The organism is Sphingobium sp. UBA5915 (assembly GCF_002431195.1).
In the GTDB taxonomy this organism is placed as follows: Bacteria; Pseudomonadota; Alphaproteobacteria; order Sphingomonadales; family Sphingomonadaceae; genus Sphingobium; species Sphingobium soli.
In genome coordinates this window covers 94,804-112,896 of the sequence record NZ_DJDV01000122.1, presented here as the reverse complement: position 1 = coordinate 112,896, position 18,093 = coordinate 94,804, and the positions used below count along the sequence as shown (strand labels likewise).

The window sequence follows — 18,093 nt, the reverse complement described above, 5'->3', positions numbered from 1 at the left end:
ATCGGGCAATCGAGCGGATGGTTGATGAGCAGAAACTCCATCACCCCCTCGCGCGCCTTCTTCACCATTTCGGTCTGGGTGAAGATTTCCTGATTGTCGGCAGCAGGCAGCGCGCACGAAGCCTGGGGCTTGGGCGGTCCGGGCTTCACCTCGACCAGGCACATGCGGCAATTGCCGGCGATGGACAGGCGTTCATGATAGCAGAAGCGCGGAATTTCCTTCCCCGCCAACTCGCACGCCTGCAGGACAGTGGCGCCTGCCGGCACTTCGAGTTCTACGCCGTCTACTTTGACTTTAGGCATTGGGACGACCCCGGAATAGATTCCAGTTCGGCACGACGACCGCGACGAACATGACAAGAAACAGGGCATAGCCCCATGTAAAACCCCATGTCTGGGACAGGAAAAAGCCCTTGATGACCTGAATGCCGGCACCGGCTATATACAGGTAAACACCGACGCGCTTCGCCAGGCCGGCAAGATATGCCCCGTATATCGCCATGGCCATGCCCACCAGCGTCGCAATGACGATCGGCTCACCATAGAGAGATGGCGCATCGGCCAGCGCAAACACCAGCGTGACGAAGAAGGCCGCCCAGATGAGCGCAAAGCCCCATCCGAACACCCGTATCGTCTTATAGCCGGTGACAGGCTGATCGATCACTCGGCAGCCTCCATGACCGGAGCGCCGCGCTCGGCGATCCGACGCTCGATTTCCGGGCGGAAGTGCCGGATCAGGCCCTGGATCGGCCAGGCGGCCGCGTCGCCCAGCGCGCAGATGGTGTGGCCTTCGACCTGCTTGGTCACCTGGAACAGCATGTCGATTTCGCTCTGGTCGGCGTCGCCGGTGCGCAGCCGCTCCATAACGCGCCACATCCAGCCGGTGCCTTCGCGGCACGGCGTGCACTGGCCGCAGCTCTCGTGCTTGTAGAAATAGGACAGGCGGCTGATGGCGCGGACAATGTCGGTCGATTTGTCCATGACGATAACTGCCGCAGTGCCAAGACCCGAACCAAGCCCTTTCAGGCCATCAAAGTCCATTGGCGCGTCCATAATCTCCTTGGCCGGCACCAGCGGCACCGACGATCCGCCAGGGATCACCGCCAGCAGATTGTCCCAGCCGCCGCGAATGCCGCCGCAATGGCGGTCGATCAGCTCGCGGAACGGGATGCCCATGGCCTCCTCGACCACGCAGGGCTTGTTCACATGCCCGCTGATCTGGAACAGCTTGGTGCCCAGATTATTGGGACGTCCGATCGAGGCAAACCATTCCGGCGAGCGACGCAAAATCGTTGGGCCGACCGCGATCGACTCCACATTGTTGACCGTGGTCGGGCAACCATAAAGGCCCGCGCCCGCCGGAAACGGTGGCTTCAGGCGCGGCTGGCCTTTCTTGCCCTCAAGGCTTTCGATCTGCGCAGTTTCCTCACCGCAGATATAGGCGCCAGCGCCGCGATGGACGAACACGTCGAAATCATAGCCCGATCCGCAGGCATTCTTGCCTAGGAACCCCTTGGCATAGGCTTGCTCTACGGCGGCAAAGAGAACCTTCGCTTCGTAGATAAACTCGCCGCGAATATAAATATAGGCCGCGCGTGCCCGCATCGCGAAACCGGCGATCAGCGCGCCTTCGATCAGCTTGTGCGGATCATGCCGGATGATCTCGCGGTCTTTGCATGAACCCGGTTCGGATTCATCGGCGTTGATGACCAGGAAGCTCGGACGGCCGTCCTTGCTTTCCTTGGGCATGAAACTCCACTTCATGCCGGTCGGGAAGCCCGCACCGCCGCGTCCGCGCAGACCCGATGCCTTGATGCGGTTGATGATTTCGTCCTGGCCGATCTCCAGCAGGGCCTTGGTATTGTCCCAGTCGCCGCGCTTCATCGCCGCGTCGATGCCCCAATCCTGGAAGCCATAGACGTTGGTGAAGATGCGATCCTTGTCGGCCAGCGGACCGACAAACGGCGGCGGCGCGGGGGGCGCGGTGTCTTCGGCCATTATCGGCCCTTTCCGATCAGTTTTTCAGCAACGAAATAGGCGAGCACGGCCACCGCCAGTCCAAGGACGAGGCCCAGCACCGCGCCCAATATCTTGAGCGCGATGATGAAGACGATGACCGCCAGGATGATGGAGACGAGCGCACTCATGCGGCGGTGGTCCCCCACTGGCCGCGATAATCATGATTGTCGTCGACCATTTCCGGCAGGCTGGTCGGACCGCCTTCGGGACAGCTGGTCTGGCGGTCGATCTGCGGACCGATCTTGGGCTGCTTGCCGGCGGCCAGATCGTCCAGGATCGCGCTCATGCTGTCATAGGTCAGATCTTCGAAATTATCATCGTTGATCTGCACCATCGGAGCATTGGCGCACGCGCCAAGGCACTCGACCTCGGTCAGAGTGAACAGGCCGTCGGGCGTGGTCGATCCCTTTACCAAACCCTTGTTCTTGCAGGCCGAAAACACGTCGTCCGAACCGCGCAGCATGCAGGGCGTCGTGCCGCACACCTGCACATGATAGCGGCCCACGGGCGCCAGATTGTACATGGTGTAGAAGGTCGCGACCTCATAGACGCGCATATAGGGCATATCGAGCTGGCGGGCGATATATTCCATCACCGGCACGGGCAGCCAGCCCTGCGTCTGCGTTTCCGCACCGACCTGCCGCTGGGCAAGATCGAGCAGCGGCATCACGGCGGACTGCTGGCGGCCGGCGGGATAGCGGGCGATGACCTTCTCGGCCTGCGCGGCATTCTCTGCCGTCCACGCAAACGCGCCCCAGCGCGCGCGGGTTTCGGCTTCATCGGGGATATGGGGTGCGTCAGCCATTAGCGGTCACATTCTCCGAACACGATATCCATCGCGCCTAGTACAGCGGTAGTGTCGGCGAGCATGTGGCCCTTCATCATGAAGTCCATCGCCTGCAGATGCGAGAAGGCGGTCGGGCGGATCTTGCAGCGATAGGGCTTGTTGCTGCCGTCCGCGACCAGATAAACGCCGAATTCGCCTTTGGGGCTTTCCGTCGCGACATAGACTTCGCCCGCCGGGACGTGGAAGCCTTCGGTATAGAGCTTGAAATGGTGGATCAGCGCTTCCATCGAGCGCTTCATCTCGCCGCGCTTGGGTGGCACCACCTTGCGGTCGAAGCTCGCCACCGGCCCTTCGGGCATCTCGTTGAGGCACTGCTTCATGATCCGCGCGGACTGGCGGACTTCCTCGACGCGCACCATGAAACGGTCATAGCAGTCGAAATTGGTGCCGACCGGAACGTCGAAGTCCATCCGGTCATAGACGTCATAAGGCTGCGCCTTGCGGATATCCCACGGGATACCCGACCCGCGGATCATCGGGCCGGAAAAGCCCCATTTCAGCGCGTCTTCCTTCGAGACGACGGCGATGTCGACATTGCGCTGCTTGAAGATGCGGTTGTCGACCACCAGGCTCATCGCATCCTCGAACAGGCGCGGCAATCGCGTGTCCAGCCAGTCGGCAATGTCGGTCAGCAGCTTGAGCGGCACATCCTGATGCACGCCGCCCGGCCGGAAATAGGCCGAGTGCATGCGCGCGCCCGACGCACGCTCGAAGAAGTTCAGGCAATCCTCGCGGATTTCGAACAGCCACAGGTTGGGCGTCATCGCGCCCACGTCCATCACGTGGCTACCGAGGTTCAGCATATGATTGCAGATCCGCGTCAGCTCCGCGAAGAATACGCGCAGATATTGCGCGCGCAGCGGCACTTCCAGGTTCAGCAGCTTTTCGACCGCCAGCACATAGCTATGCTCCATGCCGAGCGGCGAGCAATAGTCGAGCCGGTCGAAATAGGGCAGCGCCTGCAAATAGGTCTTATATTCGATCAGCTTCTCGGTGCCGCGGTGCAGCAAGCCGACATGCGGATCGCAACGCTCGACGATTTCGCCTTCCAGCTCCATGACGAGGCGCAGAACGCCGTGCGCAGCGGGATGCTGTGGACCGAAGTTGATCGTGTAATTCTGGATTTCGGTATCACCATAGGCCGGATCGGCCGCGTCGGTGCGATGGTCCAGTTCGTCCAGATAATCGGCCATTACGCCTTGTCCTCCGGCTTGGCAGCGCCTTCGCCTTCGTCGGTATGCTCCTCCGGCTTTACCGGTGCATCCTTTGACTTGGCCGCCGCTTTGGCGTTGGCCGGCTCGCCAGCCCCCGTATCGCTCTTGCTCTCGGTCGTCTTGGGCGTGTCACCCTTCGCTTCCCCCTTTGGCGTGGCAGGCGGCGGCGATGGCGCGGCAGCAGGCGTGGGCGCGCCTGGCGCCTGACCGGCTTTTTCGTCCCCCGGCAGCACATATTGCGCACCTTCCCACGGGCTCATGAAGTCGAAGCTGCGGAAATCCTGGGCCAGACGCACCGGTTCGTACACGACCCGCTTGTCTTCTTCGGAATAGCGCAACTCGACATAGCCGGTCAGCGGAAAATCCTTGCGCTGCGGATGGCCCCTGAACCCATAATCGGTCAGGATGCGGCGCAGGTCCGTATTGCCTTCGAACACCACGCCGTACATGTCGAACACTTCGCGTTCCAGCCAGCCGGCGACCGGCCAGATGTGTGTGACGGTCGGCACCGGCATATTTTCGTCGGTGCTCACCTTCACGCGGATACGATGGTTCCGTGTCACGCTCAGCAAATGATAGCAGACCTCGAAGCGCTCGGCTCGGTCGGGATAATCGACCCCGGCAATCTCCATCAGCTGCTGATAATGCCCCATGTCGCGCAGCGTGACCATGGCGTTCGCCAATTCCTCGCGCACGACAGTGAAGCTCAGTTCATCGGCATGATCGACGGTTTCGACCAGCATCGAACCCAGCAGGGCGGCGATTTCATCCGCGATGCCGTCGATGGTCGCGATCCGGGGTGCAGAATGGGCCATATTAACGCTCGATCGTCCCGATGCGGCGGATCTTCCGCTGCAACTGCATCACACCATATAGAAGCGCCTCGGCAGTCGGCGGGCAGCCGGGGACATAGATGTCGACCGGCACGATGCGATCGCAGCCGCGCACCACAGAATAGCTGTAATGATAATAACCGCCGCCATTGGCGCAGCTGCCCATCGAAATGACATATTTCGGGTTGGACATCTGGTCATAGACCTTGCGCAGGGCCGGCGCCATCTTGTTGCAGAGCGTGCCCGCAACGATCATCACGTCCGACTGGCGCGGCGACGCGCGCGGAGCAGCCCCAAAGCGCTCCATGTCATAGCGCGGCATATTGACGTGGATCATCTCGACCGCGCAGCAGGCCAGGCCAAAGGTCATCCACCACAGCGAACCAGTGCGGGCCCACTGGAACAGCTCCTCGGTGGAAGTGACAAGAAAGCCCTTGTCGCTGACTTCGCCATTCAGCGCGTTGAAGAAGTCCTGGTCGGGTTGGGTGCCCACCGGCGGCATGGTGCCGGGGATGGGCCGCTCAAGTTCTACTCCCAATCGAGTGCTCCCTTCTTCCACGCATAGACGAGGCCGAGCACCAGCTCCGCTATGAAGATCATCATTGTCGCCCAGCCGGCCCAGCCGATCTGCTCCAGGCTTACGGCCCAGGGAAACAGGAACGCCGCTTCAAGATCGAAGATGATGAAGAGGATGGCGACCAGATAGAAACGTACGTCAAACTGGCTGCGCGGCTCTTCGAACGCGGGGAAGCCGCATTCATATTCGCTGAGCTTTGCCGGGTCTGGCTGGTGCGCGCCAGTGAGGCGGCCGACCAGCATCGGCAGAAAAACGAAGGTGCCGGAAAGCAGCAAGGCAATCCCGAGAAAAATCAGGATCGGCAGATATTGGGCAAGATCGACCAACGGAGTCCCCTGGGCGAAAAGGTTGTGGGCGCGCTTTAGGCCCGCTGCATATGCGAAGCAAGGGGCCAAGGGCATGAGAATGAATCGCAAAAAGGCCAAGTCATTGAAGCGCTTGGCCCTTGTCGGTCATCGCAACGCGCCAGCAACCAATTTATGCAATTTGGAATGGATCGCGTCATTGCCCGCGATCACTTCCCGGCGGTCCATCATCTGGTCGCCGCCACGAAAATCACTGACGAAGCCGCCCGCTTCGCGGACCAGCAACATGCCCGCCGCCACGTCCCAGGGCCGCAGGCCGCTCTCCCAAAAGCCGTCATAGCGGCCCGATGCGACATGGGCGAGGTCAAGCGACGCCGCACCAAAGCGGCGAAGCCCCGCCACCGAGGGCGCGACTGCGCCGAAGATGCGCGACCATTGGGCCATGTCGCCATGCCCCATGAACGGAATGCCGGTTGCGATGACGCAATCGGCCATGTCGCGTCGCGCCGACACGCGCAGCCGCTGGTCGTGACGCCAGGCACCGCGGCTCTTTTCCGCCCAATAGCTTTCATCTGTGACGGGCTGGTAGATCAGCCCGGTCGTCACTTCGCGCTTGTTGCCGCCATAGAGCGGTTCTTCGACAGCGATCGAGATGGCAAAATGGGGGATGCCGTGCAGGAAGTTAGTCGTGCCGTCGAGCGGGTCGATGATCCAGCGGGGCTTGGTCGGATCGCCGGCGATTTCACCGCCTTCTTCCAGCAGGAAGCCCCAGTCCGGCCGGGCCTTCTGCAATTCCTCGACCAATGTGCGTTCCGCCTGCTCATCGGCCTTGGACACGAAATCGGCCGGTCCCTTGCGGCTGACCTGCAAATGCTCGACCTCGCCGAAGTCGCGACGCAATTTCGAGCCTGCCTTGCGCGCGGCGCGCTCCATGACGGTGAGAAGGCCGGAATGCGATACCATATTCTTTCTCCGCCGCCCGTACCGGCGGCTCGCTGAGTTATTTTTTCGGGGCAGCCTGGGGCGCGGCGGCGGGGCGATAGCCGCAGGCGCCGGCGATCACCGCCAGCATCTGCGACGCGTCCTTGCGATCGACCTTGCCGGGATTGGCGGCAACCACCTTGTCCACCGCGCCGCTGATCTGCGACACCGAATTGCTGTAGAGGCATTCGAACAGCTTGTTCTTCACCGGCTGTTCGACCTCATCGGACTGGAGCGCGCTGCTCATGACGCGTAGCACGAACGCCGCATTGGCAAGCTGCGCCTTGGACGGCCCAGCCTGCGCGTGAAGCGCGGCTGGAACCAGACCCGCCGCCAGCGCGCCCGCCAGCATCATGCCGCGCCCCATGCCCATTACTCGGCCCGCTTCACATATTCGCGTTCATAGACATCGACCACGATGCGGGTACCCGTGACGATATGCGGCGGCACCATGACGCGCACGCCATTGTCGAGGATTGCAGGCTTGTAGCTGGCCGACGCCGTCTGGCCCTTCACCACCGCATCCGCTTCCACCACGGTCGCTTCAACCGTTTCGGGCAGTTGCACGCTGATCGGCCGTTCGTCATACATTTCCAGCATGACCATCATGCCGTCCTGAAGGAAGGCCGAAGCATCACCGACCAGATCCTGCGGCAGGTTGATCTGCTCATAGGTTTCGGTGTCCATGAAGACGAGCATGTCGCCTTCCGCATAAAGATACTGGAAATCCTTGGTATCGAGCCGGATGCGCTCGACCGTCTCGGCAGACCGGAAGCGCACATTATTCTTGCGTCCGTCGATCAGGTTCTTGAGTTCCACCTGCATATAGGCCCCGCCCTTGCCAGGCTGGGTGTGCTGGATCTTCACGGCGCGCCACAGGCTGCCGTCATATTCGATGTTGTTGCCGGGACGAATCTCGACGCCGCTGATCTTCATGGGAAGAGCCTGCCTATATGTCTGGATGGGTAAAGAGCCGGCCTCATGCGAGGCTGCGCGGGCCTTTACCTGCTGATCGGCGGCAGGGCAAGAGGCGCTCGCCAACTGGCCATGTCGCCCGGATCAAACATATTCAACTTCCGACGAGCAGCGGATAGGGATTGATCGGCTGCCCGCCATACCAGGGCTCGTCCGGCCGTACCAGGTGGATGGCGAAATGGAGGTGCGGCGCAGACTCGTCAGCATTGCCGGTACTGCCGACCGTGCCGATCGGCTGACCGCGCTGAAGCGCCTGCCCCTCACCCAGTCCGGGCGCATAGCTGTCGAGATGGGCATAATAATATATGCGTTTGCCGTCGGTCGAGCGCTGGTAGAGAGTGCGTCCACCCTCCCCGCTCCAGAACAGCTTTTCCACGCGTCCATCGGCGGCAGCGACAACCGGCCGTCCGCGCGCCGCCATGATATCGATGGCGTCGTGAGGACGTGCGCCGCCCGCGCGCGTCTGTGTGAATGTATCCGCCAAAGCAGATGGCGGCACTCCCTCGACCGGAATGACCAGCTTGCCGCGCGCGGCTGTTTGCGAAGAACGGGGCACGGGGGGAGACGGCAAAGGTGATGGCGCTTCGGCGGGGACGATGCGCACGCAGAAATGCGCGAACGCAACACAGAGCAGGAGCGCAGCAGCCCCACCGCCCCACGCCCGACGGTTCACGCCTGGAACTTCGCCTTGACGCCCGTCTTCACCATCTGCGCCAGGCGCGCGGCATCCCAATTGGTGAGGCGGATGCAGCCATGGCTCTCGGTTCGCCCGATCGTCTGCGGTTCAGGCGTGCCGTGAATGCCATAATGATCCTTGGACAGGTCAATCCACACGACGCCGACCGGCCCATTGGGCCCCGGCTTCAATACCGCTTTTTCGTCCTTGGACGACGCGTCCCAGAACAAGTCGGGATTATAATGAAAGTCCGGATTGCGGCTTACGCCCTTGATCGTCCATTCGCCGATGGGCAAAGGGTCATGCTGCGATCCGGTGGTCACCGGGAACTGTGCGATCATGCGGTTGTCGGCATCATAGGCTTTCAGCAGCCCTTCTGACTTGTCTACGACGATATGGTCGGCTTGCGGCTGCTCCTTGGCGACACCCAGGCTTGCCAAAGTTTCCCCCCATCCACGCTCATCACCCTCGATCTGCGCAACCGGCTGATTGTCGATCGCGGGCACGCGGATGGTCGCACCGGCGCCGACCTGCGTCGTCGGCGAATTGAGCGCCACCAGCGCGTCGGGCGTCGTATGGAAACGCTCCGCCAGCTTTTCCATCAGATTGCGATAGGTCAGTGCCGGCAGGCTGGCCTGCTCGTTCAACCCTCTTGGAATGTTAAAAAACGGCCCACGCGCAAAATCTTCGGGGATCTTGACGAGATAGGTGGTGGGCCGCGCTTCGCCCTCAAGCAGCATATTGGATGTGGGTTGGTCGAACAGGCCGGTCACCGGCAGGTCGTGCGCTTCCTGAAAGCCGCGCAACGCTGCCTTGTAGCTCATGCCATCCTTGCCATCGAGCACGCCGGGCGAAAATCCCCAGCGATCCAGCGCGACCTGCGCCATCAGGATACGGTTGGGCTGTTTGGGATTCTGCTCCTGAACGATCTCAAAATCATAGGCCGCATTTTTGATGGCCGCCTGAGTAGCGGCATCATTGCCCGACTGGCCTGCCTCCTGGGCCGGCCGGCTTTCATTGGCGTCCGTGACGGTCACGTTGCAGGCGCTGCACAAAAACGCGGCGAGCAAGACGGGATTTCTCAAGACATGTTCTCCATTCCGGTGGAGCAACAACGTCTTACCGGTAAAAGGGATGCGCGTGGCTAGTGCGCATAGATCATCTTGCGCGTCATGCCGCCATCTACTGCGATCTGCTGACCGGTGATGAACGCAGCGCTCGGGGAAGCCAGAAATGCGACAGTCGCTGCAATATCGCCCGGCTCGCCGACCCGCCCGACTGGATGCTGCTCCCGGTCGATATCGCGATGCTCTGCCGCAGCGCGCTTAGACGCCTTCGCCCACGGATCCGTCTCGATCCAACCAGGCAGAATGGCGTTGGAGCGAATATCCGGTCCCAGGCTGATGGCGAGCGCATGATTGAGCGCCAGCAACGCGCCCTTGGCCGCCGCATAAGCCTCGCAATGGGGTTCCGACTGGATCGCTCGCGTAGATGCCATCAGCACGATGCTCCCTTTGCGTCGGCGTAATAGCGGTATGGCTGCGCGCGTCATCAGGAACGCGCCCGTCACATGGCTGTCCTGCCACAAATGCCAGTTCTTGAGCGTCAGATCCTCGATCGGGCCGCTCACCGGATCGGCCAGCCCGGCGTTGGATACGAGCAAGTCGATGCCGGCCGGCGTATCACCCTTCAACCAGTCGCCGATCGCCTTAAAGGCCTTGGCGACGGCCGTCTCATTGCTGACGTCCGCCTCGAGCGACAGCAGGCGATCATTGGGCATCTCGGCCGCAAGATCGCGTACCGCTTCGCCATCCTTGTCGATCGCCGCAACGCGCCATCCTTCGGCGATCAGATGCTGAACGATTCCCTTGCCGATGCCTTGCGCGCCGCCCGTGACGATGCCGGTCCGGGTCATGATGCCTCCTTGCGTCAGGCGCGCGGCGGCGGCGGGTTGCTCGCCAGGACGTCCGCGAACGCCGCGACCCCAGCGCGCGGTCCGGCCGGATGGTTCCACACCGCGCCGCTCACCGCCAGGAAATCCGCGCCCGCCGCAACCAGGGGCGCCGCATTGTCCGCGGTGATCCCGCCGATCGCCACGCACGGCAGTTCGAACAATGTCGTCCACCATCCCAGGATCGAAGGCTCCGGGCGATGCATCGTGTCCTTCGTCATGGTCGGGTAAAAGGCGCCAAAGGCGACATAATCCGCGCCCGCCTCCCCGGCCTCCATGGCCAGGTGCCGGCTGTCATGGCAGGTCACCCCAATCTGCACCTTAGGGCCAAGCAGCTTGCGCGCGTCTTTGGGGTCACCGTCGCCCTGCCCCAAATGCACGCCATCGGCCCCCAGACGTTGCGCCAGCGCCACGCTGTCGTTGATGATGAAGGCGACGTCGCGTTCCGCGCACAGCTTTTGCAAAGGCTCGGCCGCGCGCGCGATCTCAACCTCATCCATGCCTTTCAACCGCAATTGGAAGGCGGCGACCCTACCCCCGTCTAAAGCGGCAGCGAGCCGATCGACAAAGGCCGCGTCGATGGCCGGCGGAGAAATAAGATAAAGCTGGCAAGCTGGGCGAAAGCCTTGCTCGAACTGGGCGGCGAACTGCGGGTCGAGCGCCAGTTCCTCATCGGTAAAATCGGTCATGGCGGCCTTATAGCTGCTCCGCCGCCCGCGCCAAGGGCGGCTATGGATCGATCCTTGCCCCGCTGATAGCATAGCTGGATTTCTTGGGGGATTTTTTCAATGCGCTGCGCCCTGCCACTTTTGCTGCTTCTGTCTTCCGCACCGATTCACGCCCAAGCGGAGATGCGGCCACGCGCCAGAGAGGCAGGCGTCATCGTCGGCATTCTGCAACCCGGCCCGCTCAACGCCATCACCGATGTCAAAGGCGTAAAGGTGGGCCAGGTGACATTGCCGCGCAGTCGCGACGTGAATACCGGCGTTACCGCAATTCTCCCGCATGGCGGCAACCTCTTTCAGGACAAGGTGCCAGCCGGCTTTGTCGCCTATAATGCGTTCGGCAAGTTCATGGGGTCGACACAGGTTGTGGAACTGGGTGAAGTGGAAACACCGATCCTCCTGACCAACACGTTAAATGTCGCCGAGGCCGGCGCCGCTGCCGTCGAATGGACCCTGGCGCAGCCAGGCAATGAAGAAGTCCGCTCCGTCAATGCCGTGGTTGGCGAAACCAATGACGGCCTGCTCAACGACATTCGCGCCCGCCATGTCACCGTTGCCGATGCGCGTCGTGCCATCGAGAGCGCAGCCGATGGCCAGGTGGAGGAAGGCGTGGTGGGTGCTGGCGCGGGCACCGTCGCCTTCGGGTTCAAGGCCGGGATCGGTACCGCCTCCCGCTTATTGCCGGCCTCGCTCGGAGGATGGACCATCGGCGTGCTCGTTCAGGCCAATTATGGCGGTGTCCTCACGATTACCGGCGTTCCAGTGGGGGTCAAACTCGGCCGCTACGACTATCGGCAACAGGTGGAAGACAGGAAAGCCGATGGCTCCGTCGTCATCATCATCGCCACCGATGCGCCGTTGTCCGATCGCAATTTGCGCCGGGTCGCCGAGCGCGCCTTTGCCGGAATCGCCCGAACCGGGTCCAGCTTCTCCAACGGGTCAGGGGACTATGCGCTGGCCTTTTCCACCGCACAGGCCGTGCGGCGAACCGCCGATAGGCGCACGGACGCCGCCAGCGTTCAAGACCTGCCCAACGACCGCATATCACCGATTTTTCAGGCGGCGATCGAAGCGACCGAGGAAGCCGTCCTGAACGCCCTGTTCAAAGCGCATATGGTTGAAGGCCATCGCGGGACCGCGCAGGCGCTGCCCCTGGAAAAGGTCCTGCCGATGCTGGAGGTCGCGCGTTGACGGGTCTCAAATGGCCGGCTTTCGGCCTCCTGACATCAGTCCTTCATGTCCAGCTGGGGCGAGAAGCTGCTCGACGCCGCCACGTTCCAGGCTGAAAATGCAGCGACGAAATCGGACGGTTCGTCCAGCCGATGCGCCAGAAAGCGGATCGATCGTCGTCTGGTTTGAACCGGCGGATCAAGTTCCACCACGATATTGGGATGGGCGATCAGCCCCCCATTGAACAATCCCGCTGCCCGAAGCTCTGCAAGTGTCCATTCTGCGCGCACGCCGACCACCTGCCGCCACGGAATCGTCAGGCTCCGCATGGATCCTATGGGCCAGGTCAGGCCGCGCGCATCGACACACACCGGATGACGCTTAAGCGAACGGAGAAACAATATGAACCAGCCGACGAGGGCCAAACTCATGATGGACAGAATGAGTGCCGCCCACGCATTCCACAACGCGACCAGCAGGTGCACCACCATGGTTTCGATCAGCATGAGGCTCAACAGGACCCAGAGCATCGGCGCGACGGCACGATGATAGAAAAAGGCGGCGCCGGCGGGGTCCATACCCTCCCCGGCGCCGCCCTTCATCGGCTTATGCCGCGACCGGTTGCTTGGCAGTTGACGCGGTGTGGATTTCGTCGATCGCCTCTCCCAGCGCCGCGTCGAATTCCGCGTCGCTCATCTGATGACGCAGGTCGTTCAGCAGCGCACGGCTGAAGCTTGCGATGATGCCGCGGTTCTTCGCCAGTTCAGCACATGCCTCAGTGCGGCTGAAGCCGCCGGACAGGGCAACGACGCGCAAAACCTTGGGGTGATCGACCAGCGGATCGAACAGACCAGCCTTCGCAGGCAACGACAATTTGAGCATGACCTGCTCGCCATCCGGCAAGGCATCCAGATTCTTGAGGATTTCCTCCAGCAGGATCTTATCGGCCTCGGCACGCTCGGGCGATTTGATGTTCACTTCCGGCTCGATGATCGGCATCAGGCCGCCGGCCAGCACCTGGCGGCCGATATCGAATTGCTGCGCGACCACAGCGGCGATGCCCTCGCGGTTGGCGAGGTTGATGACTGAACGCTCCTTGGTGCCGAATACGCCCAGTCCCTTGGCGCGCGCGAGCAACGCATCCAGCTCTGGCATCGGCTTCATCATCTGGACGCCATTGGCCTCGTCTTCCAGGCCCTTGTCGATCTTGATGAAGGGAACCACGCCGCGCTCGATCAGCGCCGCAGGCGTCGGCTTGCCGTCGACTGTGCCGTCCATGGTGCGCTCGAACAGGATTGCGCCCAGCACCTTCTCTCCACTGAAGGCCGGCGCGGTGATGATGCGGCTGCGCATTTCATGGATCAGGCCGAACATCTCCTCATCATTCGACCAGGCGCCCTCCTCGATCCCATAGCCCTTGAGCGCCTTGGGCGTTGAACCGCCGCTCTGATCGAGCGCTGCGATGAAACCGTTCCCGTCGGCGATCTTCTGCTTCATATCCTGATCCAGCATCTGCACATACCTTCTCTCATGGCGCCACCCCTCCGGTAGCGCGAAATCGGGCGATCCGCTGCTTAAGGCGCGCGGGCCGCACGGACGAATGCTCCGTCCTGCCTGTTGGGCTGTTAGCGAGCGCCATGCCGCACCGCAAGAATGTTCGCCGCTTTCGCTCTTTGCTGCCCGGTCGCCCCCTGCTAACGCGGAATTGGGGCACGAAGGGGACCGTCATTCATGCATAATCTGCGCGCCGTCGTCGCGACCATAGTGGCGCTGATGTGTCTGACAATATCGGCCCATGCCGAAACCAGGCCAGTCGTCGGAATGACCGCCCCCGATTTTGAACTCACGCTCCTCGATGGCCGTAAGGTGTCGCTTTCCGACCTTAAGGGGCAGGTCGTGGTCCTCAATTTCTGGGCGACATGGTGTGTTCCCTGCCGCAAGGAATTGCCAACGCTCGACACCTATTATGCCATTCAGCGACCCCATGGCCTCAATGTCTTCGCGATTACGACGGAAGGGTCCGTTCCATTGGCCCGCTTGAAGAAACTGTTCGCGGCCATGAACATCCCTTCCGCCCGGCGGATCAAGGGACCTTATGGACCGCTGACCGGGGTCCCCACCAGTTTCGTGATCGATCGCGCCGGTGTACTTCGGTACGCCCAATCGGGCGCCTTAGACCTCGATGATCTTAATCGTGTTCTGATGCCGCTGCTGCGTGAAAGGCCAGCATCATAAATTGCTGCATCGCACAATTTCGAAGTGGGCCAGCCTTGAACAGTTTCACTTCAGAACTTATTAGACTTTGATGACGACCGTTCCCGCTCTGGCCCATCCCAACCTCGGCAGACCCTCCATTCTCCTGATGGCGCTGGCTTGCGGTGTCATCGTCGCCAATCTCTATTATGCCCAGACGCTGATCGACGTCATCGGACCGGAAATCGGCATGTCCGCAGCTATGGCGGGGTTGATCACGACGCTTACTCAATTGGGATATGGCCTCGGCCTTTTCCTGATCGTCCCTGTCGCCGACCTTTTCGAAAACCGCCGTATCGTACTTGGCTCAATCATTGTCACCGTCATCGCCTGCCTCGCTGTCGCAGCCTCGCAAGGACCGACCAGCTTCCTTGTGGCGTCGATCTTGACCGGCGTGGGCGCGACCGGCGCGCAGGTTCTGGTCCCGCTCGCCTCGCATCTGGCTGCGCCCGAACGGCAGGGCCGCGTCGTCGGCACGGTGATGAGCGGCCTGCTCTTTGGCATCATGCTGGCTCGCCCGGTAGCCAATTTTCTCGCCGGATCTTTTGGCTGGCGGTCGATCTTCATCCTGTCCGCGATCGCAATGGCTTTGATCGGCGTCGCCTTGTTGCTCCTGTGCCCGCAAAGACACCCACGGGGCGCTATGCGCTATAGCCAGGCGCTAGCATCGACCTTCAGCCAACTGCGGCAGCATCGCGTGGTGCGGATGCGCGCCTTTTACCAGTCGATGATGTTTGCCGCCTTCAATCTTTTCTGGACCGCAGCGCCACTGGCATTGATCCGGGAATTTCACCTCGGCCATGCTGGTATAGGTGCCTTTGCACTGGCCGGCGCAGGCGGTGCGCTGGTGGCGCCTGTTGCCGGCTGGCTCGCGGACCGCCGCCTAACCCGCCCCACATCGCTCGTCGGCCTCGCCGGCCTGTCCGTTGGCTTTCTGCTGGCGGACTGGACCGTCGCGGCTGGCAGTCTCATCGGCTTCACAATCATGGCGGTGCTCATCGACGCGGCCGTCCAGTTGAGCCAGATCACTGGGCAGAAGCTGATCTTTTCCATTGATCCCGAAGCGCGCGGACGGATCAATGCCGCCTATATGACTGTCATGTTCGTTGTCGGCGCGCTTGGTTCGGTCATTGGGTCGGCAACCTATGAAGCAGGCGGCTGGTCGGCCAGCGCCCTGGCAGGCGCCGCCATCGGTGGCATCGCTACCCTTGGTTTTCTGCTGTTCGACCGGGGCGCCAGCGCTCCGCGCTGACGCCTTCTCAATATCAGCCCATCAGCGCCTTGACGCCAGGCAAGTCCTTGCCTTCCATCCATTCAAGGAAAGCGCCGCCCGCCGTTGACACGAAACTGAAATCAGCCGCCACCCCGGCATGGTTGAGCGCTGCAACGGTGTCACCGCCACCTGCTACGGATGTTAACTGACCTTCCTTCGTCAGCGCAGCGGCAGTCTTGGCCAGCGCCACCGTCGCAGCGTCGAAGGGGGCGATCTCAAAGGCGCCCAAAGGCCCGTTCCATACCAGCGTACGGCAATTTTTCAGCGCATCGCCCAGCGCCTCGACCGCCGCAGGGCCGACGTCGAGGATCATCTCATCCTCGGCGACCTCATGCACGTTGCAGGTCCGTAATGACGCCGGGTGGGCGGCGAATTCCTTGGCGACGACAACGTCATAAGGCAGATGGATCGTGCATCCGGCCGCCTCGGCCCGATCGAAAATCATATCGACGGTGTCGCTCAACTCCTTCTCGCACAACGACTTGCCGATATCGACGCCGCGGGCATACAGGAACGTGTTGGCCATGCCGCCACCGATGATCAGATGGTCTACCTTGGCGACCAGATTGTTGAGCACGTCCAGCTTGGTGGAAACCTTGGCGCCGCCGACCACCGCAGCGACCGGCTTTACCGGCTCGCCCAGCGCGGCCTGCAATGCATCCAGTTCCTTCTCCATCGACCGCCCGGCAAAAGCCGGCAGCTTGTGTGCCAGACCTTCCGTCGACGCATGGGCGCGGTGCGCTGCGGAGAAGGCATCGTTGACATAGAGGTCGCCGATCGCGGCGATCGCATCGACCAGCGCCGGGTCATTCTTCTCTTCGCCGGCATGAAAACGGGTATTTTCCAGGATGGCGATATCCCCGTTGCGCATCACCTTGATACCGTCCACGGCAGCTTCGCCCTGGCAATCGGGAATGAACTGAACCTCGCGTCCTAACACCTGCGTTAGTGGCCGGGTGATCTTGCTCAATGAAAATTCCGGGTTTTTCTGCCCCTTGGGACGGCCGAAATGCGCCAGGATCAATACCTTCGCGCCGCGATCCGCCAATTCCAGCACCGTGGGCATAGCCGCGCGCAGGCGGGTATCATCCGTCACCGACCCATCCTGCATCGGCACGTTCAGATCCTCGCGCACCAGCACCACCTTGCCGGTGATGTCTCCCATGTCGTCGAGTGTCTTGAACGGCTTGGCCATGATCGCTCCTAAAATCTTATTGGGATATCGCTCGAAGAAAAACCCCGCCGATTTGCTCCGGCGGGGTCGATAGGGATGCTTACAGGAACTTCGCCATGACACCGGTAGTGTCGATCATGCGGTTCGAAAAACCCCATTCATTATCATACCAGCTGAGCACCCGGACCAGCGATCCGTCGATGACGGCCGTTTCGAGGCTGTCGACGGTCGAGCTGCGCGCGTCGCCATTATAATCGATCGACACCAGAGGCTCGTCGGAATAGCCAAGCACGCCCTTGAGCGGGCCGGATTCAGACGCGGCCTTGAGCAGGCCATTGACCTCTTCCTTGGTCGTCGCCTTCTTGGCGATGAACTTAAGGTCCACGACCGACACGTTGGGGGTCGGCACGCGCACCGACGATCCGTCCAGCTTGCCCTTGAGTTCGGGCAGAACTTCGCCGACGGCGCGGGCCGCACCCGTTGTGGTCGGGATCATCGACAGAGCGGCGGCGCGGGCGCGACGCATGTCCTTGTGGATCTGGTCCAGCGTGTTCTGATCGTTGGTGTAGCTGTGGATCGTGGTCATGAAGCCTTTTTCGATACCGATGGCATCGTTCAAGACCTTCGCGAGCGGTGCCAGGCAATTGGTCGTGCAGCTCGCGTTGGAGATCACGATGTCATCAGCCGACAGCTGGTCATGGTTGACGCCGAACACGATCGTCTTGTCGACATTGGTGCCGGGTGCGGAGATGACCACGCGCTTGGCGCCGGCGGTCAGATGGGCGCTCGCCTTGTCCTTGGATGTGAAGATTCCGGTGCATTCCAGCGCGATCTCCACACCCAGTTCGGTGTGAGGCAGGTTGGCGGGGTCACGCTCGGCCGTCACCTTGATCTTCTTGCCGTCGATGACCAGAAAATCGCCGTCGACGCTCACCTCCCCGGCCCAGTTGCCATGCACGGAATCGCGCTTGAACAACAGGGCATTGGCGTTGGCATCGCCCAGATCGTTGATGCTGACCAGTTCCAGGTCGTGGTCCGTGCGCGACAAGATGGCGCGCGCCACCAGGCGGCCGATACGTCCAAAACCGTTAATTGCTACCTTCGTTGCCACTGCACTAGCC

Annotated in this window: 23 protein-coding genes; 3 read left to right on the top strand and 20 right to left on the bottom strand. The window is 61.8% G+C overall.

Going from position 1 to position 18,093, the window contains the following annotated elements; genetic code table 11:
- The 16 genes from B2V90_RS22090 to thiE all read right to left on the bottom strand — a co-directional run.
- The coding region (locus B2V90_RS22090) for a 2Fe-2S iron-sulfur cluster-binding protein (RefSeq protein WP_293923127.1) at window positions 1-302 on the bottom strand (302 nt) is incomplete at its 3' end.
- On the bottom strand, window positions 295-663 hold the full coding sequence (locus tag B2V90_RS22085; protein WP_228222596.1) for a hypothetical protein: 369 nt from the start codon (window positions 661-663) through the stop codon (window positions 295-297). The genes B2V90_RS22090 and B2V90_RS22085, both read right to left, overlap by 8 nt.
- A complete protein-coding gene (gene nuoF, locus B2V90_RS22080; RefSeq protein ID WP_228222595.1) occupies window positions 660-1,997 on the bottom strand; it encodes an NADH-quinone oxidoreductase subunit NuoF in 1,338 nt (445 codons plus the stop codon). Before nuoF ends, B2V90_RS22085 begins: the two co-directional genes overlap by 4 nt.
- A complete protein-coding gene (locus tag B2V90_RS22075; RefSeq protein ID WP_228222594.1) occupies window positions 1,997-2,146 on the bottom strand; it encodes a hypothetical protein in 150 nt (49 codons plus the stop codon). Before B2V90_RS22075 ends, nuoF begins: the two co-directional genes overlap by 1 nt.
- Window positions 2,143-2,823 carry an NADH-quinone oxidoreductase subunit NuoE gene (gene nuoE / locus B2V90_RS22070; RefSeq protein WP_228222593.1) on the bottom strand — a complete coding sequence of 227 codons (681 nt, stop codon included), beginning with the start codon at window positions 2,821-2,823 and terminating at the stop codon, window positions 2,143-2,145. The genes B2V90_RS22075 and nuoE overlap by 4 nt, the downstream gene beginning before the upstream one ends.
- Window positions 2,823-4,058, bottom strand: coding sequence for an NADH-quinone oxidoreductase subunit D (locus tag B2V90_RS22065; RefSeq protein ID WP_228222592.1), 1,236 nt, complete (start codon window positions 4,056-4,058; stop codon window positions 2,823-2,825). The genes nuoE and B2V90_RS22065 overlap by 1 nt, the downstream gene beginning before the upstream one ends.
- Window positions 4,058-4,894: an NADH-quinone oxidoreductase subunit C gene (locus tag B2V90_RS22060; protein WP_228222591.1), complete on the bottom strand. Its 837-nt coding sequence runs from the start codon at window positions 4,892-4,894 to the stop codon at window positions 4,058-4,060. Before B2V90_RS22060 ends, B2V90_RS22065 begins: the two co-directional genes overlap by 1 nt.
- Window position 4,895: 1 nt before the next feature.
- Window positions 4,896-5,450: a NuoB/complex I 20 kDa subunit family protein gene (locus B2V90_RS22055; protein WP_031297956.1), complete on the bottom strand. Its 555-nt coding sequence runs from the start codon at window positions 5,448-5,450 to the stop codon at window positions 4,896-4,898.
- Window positions 5,441-5,815, bottom strand: a complete 375-nt coding sequence (locus B2V90_RS22050; protein ID WP_009821732.1) for an NADH-quinone oxidoreductase subunit A — start codon at window positions 5,813-5,815, stop codon at window positions 5,441-5,443. The genes B2V90_RS22055 and B2V90_RS22050 overlap by 10 nt, the downstream gene beginning before the upstream one ends.
- A 126-nt stretch (window positions 5,816-5,941) precedes the next feature.
- A complete protein-coding gene (locus B2V90_RS22045) occupies window positions 5,942-6,757 on the bottom strand; it encodes an inositol monophosphatase family protein (RefSeq protein ID WP_009821733.1) in 816 nt (271 codons plus the stop codon).
- A gap of 37 nt (window positions 6,758-6,794) precedes the next feature.
- Window positions 6,795-7,130 carry a hypothetical protein gene (locus B2V90_RS22040; RefSeq protein WP_228222590.1) on the bottom strand — a complete coding sequence of 112 codons (336 nt, stop codon included), beginning with the start codon at window positions 7,128-7,130 and terminating at the stop codon, window positions 6,795-6,797.
- A 17-nt stretch (window positions 7,131-7,147) separates the two neighbouring features.
- Window positions 7,148-7,711, bottom strand: coding sequence for an elongation factor P (gene efp, locus B2V90_RS22035; protein WP_009821735.1), 564 nt, complete (start codon window positions 7,709-7,711; stop codon window positions 7,148-7,150).
- A 133-nt stretch (window positions 7,712-7,844) separates the two neighbouring features.
- Window positions 7,845-8,423 carry a M23 family metallopeptidase gene (locus B2V90_RS22030; protein ID WP_228222589.1) on the bottom strand — a complete coding sequence of 193 codons (579 nt, stop codon included), beginning with the start codon at window positions 8,421-8,423 and terminating at the stop codon, window positions 7,845-7,847.
- Window positions 8,420-9,511: a L,D-transpeptidase family protein gene (locus tag B2V90_RS22025; RefSeq protein ID WP_228222588.1), complete on the bottom strand. Its 1,092-nt coding sequence runs from the start codon at window positions 9,509-9,511 to the stop codon at window positions 8,420-8,422. The genes B2V90_RS22030 and B2V90_RS22025 overlap by 4 nt, the downstream gene beginning before the upstream one ends.
- Before the next feature lie 59 nt (window positions 9,512-9,570).
- Complete coding sequence (locus B2V90_RS22020) at window positions 9,571-10,341, bottom strand: SDR family NAD(P)-dependent oxidoreductase (protein ID WP_228222587.1); 771 nt, start codon at window positions 10,339-10,341, stop codon at window positions 9,571-9,573.
- Window positions 10,342-10,355: 14 nt separating this feature from the next.
- Complete coding sequence (gene thiE / locus B2V90_RS22015; protein WP_228222586.1) at window positions 10,356-11,066, bottom strand: thiamine phosphate synthase; 711 nt, start codon at window positions 11,064-11,066, stop codon at window positions 10,356-10,358.
- Window positions 11,067-11,165: 99 nt separating this feature from the next.
- Here thiE and B2V90_RS22010 point away from each other — a divergent pair, with 99 nt between their 5' ends.
- On the top strand, window positions 11,166-12,293 hold the full coding sequence (locus B2V90_RS22010; RefSeq protein WP_228222585.1) for a P1 family peptidase: 1,128 nt from the start codon (window positions 11,166-11,168) through the stop codon (window positions 12,291-12,293).
- 35 nt (window positions 12,294-12,328) lie between these two features.
- On the opposite strand, the gene B2V90_RS22005 is transcribed toward B2V90_RS22010, so the two are convergent.
- Complete coding sequence (locus B2V90_RS22005; RefSeq protein WP_293923121.1) at window positions 12,329-12,874, bottom strand: hypothetical protein; 546 nt, start codon at window positions 12,872-12,874, stop codon at window positions 12,329-12,331.
- Between the two features lie 4 nt (window positions 12,875-12,878).
- Window positions 12,879-13,784, bottom strand: a complete 906-nt coding sequence (locus tag B2V90_RS22000; RefSeq protein ID WP_228222583.1) for a fructose bisphosphate aldolase — start codon at window positions 13,782-13,784, stop codon at window positions 12,879-12,881.
- 219 nt (window positions 13,785-14,003) lie between these two features.
- On the opposite strand from B2V90_RS22000, the gene B2V90_RS21995 reads away from it, so the two are divergent.
- Window positions 14,004-14,507 (top strand): TlpA family protein disulfide reductase, encoded by a 504-nt coding sequence (locus B2V90_RS21995; RefSeq protein WP_228222582.1) that lies wholly within the window; start codon window positions 14,004-14,006, stop codon window positions 14,505-14,507.
- Between the two features lie 70 nt (window positions 14,508-14,577).
- Window positions 14,578-15,777 carry an MFS transporter gene (locus B2V90_RS21990; RefSeq protein ID WP_228222581.1) on the top strand — a complete coding sequence of 400 codons (1,200 nt, stop codon included), beginning with the start codon at window positions 14,578-14,580 and terminating at the stop codon, window positions 15,775-15,777.
- A gap of 13 nt (window positions 15,778-15,790) precedes the next feature.
- On the opposite strand, the gene B2V90_RS21985 is transcribed toward B2V90_RS21990, so the two are convergent.
- On the bottom strand, window positions 15,791-16,993 hold the full coding sequence (locus tag B2V90_RS21985; protein ID WP_228222580.1) for a phosphoglycerate kinase: 1,203 nt from the start codon (window positions 16,991-16,993) through the stop codon (window positions 15,791-15,793).
- A 79-nt stretch (window positions 16,994-17,072) separates the two neighbouring features.
- Complete coding sequence (gene gap, locus B2V90_RS21980) at window positions 17,073-18,083, bottom strand: type I glyceraldehyde-3-phosphate dehydrogenase (protein ID WP_228222579.1); 1,011 nt, start codon at window positions 18,081-18,083, stop codon at window positions 17,073-17,075.
- Between the last annotated feature and the right edge of the window lie 10 nt (window positions 18,084-18,093).

What these genes read in the sequence shown, in the direction of transcription:
- nuoF (WP_228222595.1), bottom strand. Translation starts at nt 1,997, where the DNA reads ATGGCCGAAGACACCGCGCCCCCCGCGCCGCCGCCGTTTGTCGGTCCG.
- B2V90_RS22060 (WP_228222591.1), bottom strand. Translation starts at nt 4,894, where the DNA reads ATGGCCCATTCTGCACCCCGGATCGCGACCATCGACGGCATCGCGGAT.
- B2V90_RS22075 (WP_228222594.1), bottom strand. Translation starts at nt 2,146, where the DNA reads ATGAGTGCGCTCGTCTCCATCATCCTGGCGGTCATCGTCTTCATCATC.
- nuoE (WP_228222593.1), bottom strand. Translation starts at nt 2,823, where the DNA reads ATGGCTGACGCACCCCATATCCCCGATGAAGCCGAAACCCGCGCGCGC.
- B2V90_RS21995 (WP_228222582.1), top strand. Translation starts at nt 14,004, where the DNA reads ATGCATAATCTGCGCGCCGTCGTCGCGACCATAGTGGCGCTGATGTGT.
- B2V90_RS22045 (WP_009821733.1), bottom strand. Translation starts at nt 6,757, where the DNA reads ATGGTATCGCATTCCGGCCTTCTCACCGTCATGGAGCGCGCCGCGCGC.
- B2V90_RS21990 (WP_228222581.1), top strand. Translation starts at nt 14,578, where the DNA reads ATGACGACCGTTCCCGCTCTGGCCCATCCCAACCTCGGCAGACCCTCC.
- thiE (WP_228222586.1), bottom strand. Translation starts at nt 11,066, where the DNA reads ATGACCGATTTTACCGATGAGGAACTGGCGCTCGACCCGCAGTTCGCC.
- B2V90_RS22040 (WP_228222590.1), bottom strand. Translation starts at nt 7,130, where the DNA reads ATGATGCTGGCGGGCGCGCTGGCGGCGGGTCTGGTTCCAGCCGCGCTT.
- B2V90_RS22020 (WP_228222587.1), bottom strand. Translation starts at nt 10,341, where the DNA reads ATGACCCGGACCGGCATCGTCACGGGCGGCGCGCAAGGCATCGGCAAG.
- efp (WP_009821735.1), bottom strand. Translation starts at nt 7,711, where the DNA reads ATGAAGATCAGCGGCGTCGAGATTCGTCCCGGCAACAACATCGAATAT.
- B2V90_RS21985 (WP_228222580.1), bottom strand. Translation starts at nt 16,993, where the DNA reads ATGGCCAAGCCGTTCAAGACACTCGACGACATGGGAGACATCACCGGC.
- B2V90_RS22005 (WP_293923121.1), bottom strand. Translation starts at nt 12,874, where the DNA reads ATGAAGGGCGGCGCCGGGGAGGGTATGGACCCCGCCGGCGCCGCCTTT.
- B2V90_RS22010 (WP_228222585.1), top strand. Translation starts at nt 11,166, where the DNA reads ATGCGCTGCGCCCTGCCACTTTTGCTGCTTCTGTCTTCCGCACCGATT.
- B2V90_RS22065 (WP_228222592.1), bottom strand. Translation starts at nt 4,058, where the DNA reads ATGGCCGATTATCTGGACGAACTGGACCATCGCACCGACGCGGCCGAT.
- B2V90_RS22000 (WP_228222583.1), bottom strand. Translation starts at nt 13,784, where the DNA reads ATGCTGGATCAGGATATGAAGCAGAAGATCGCCGACGGGAACGGTTTC.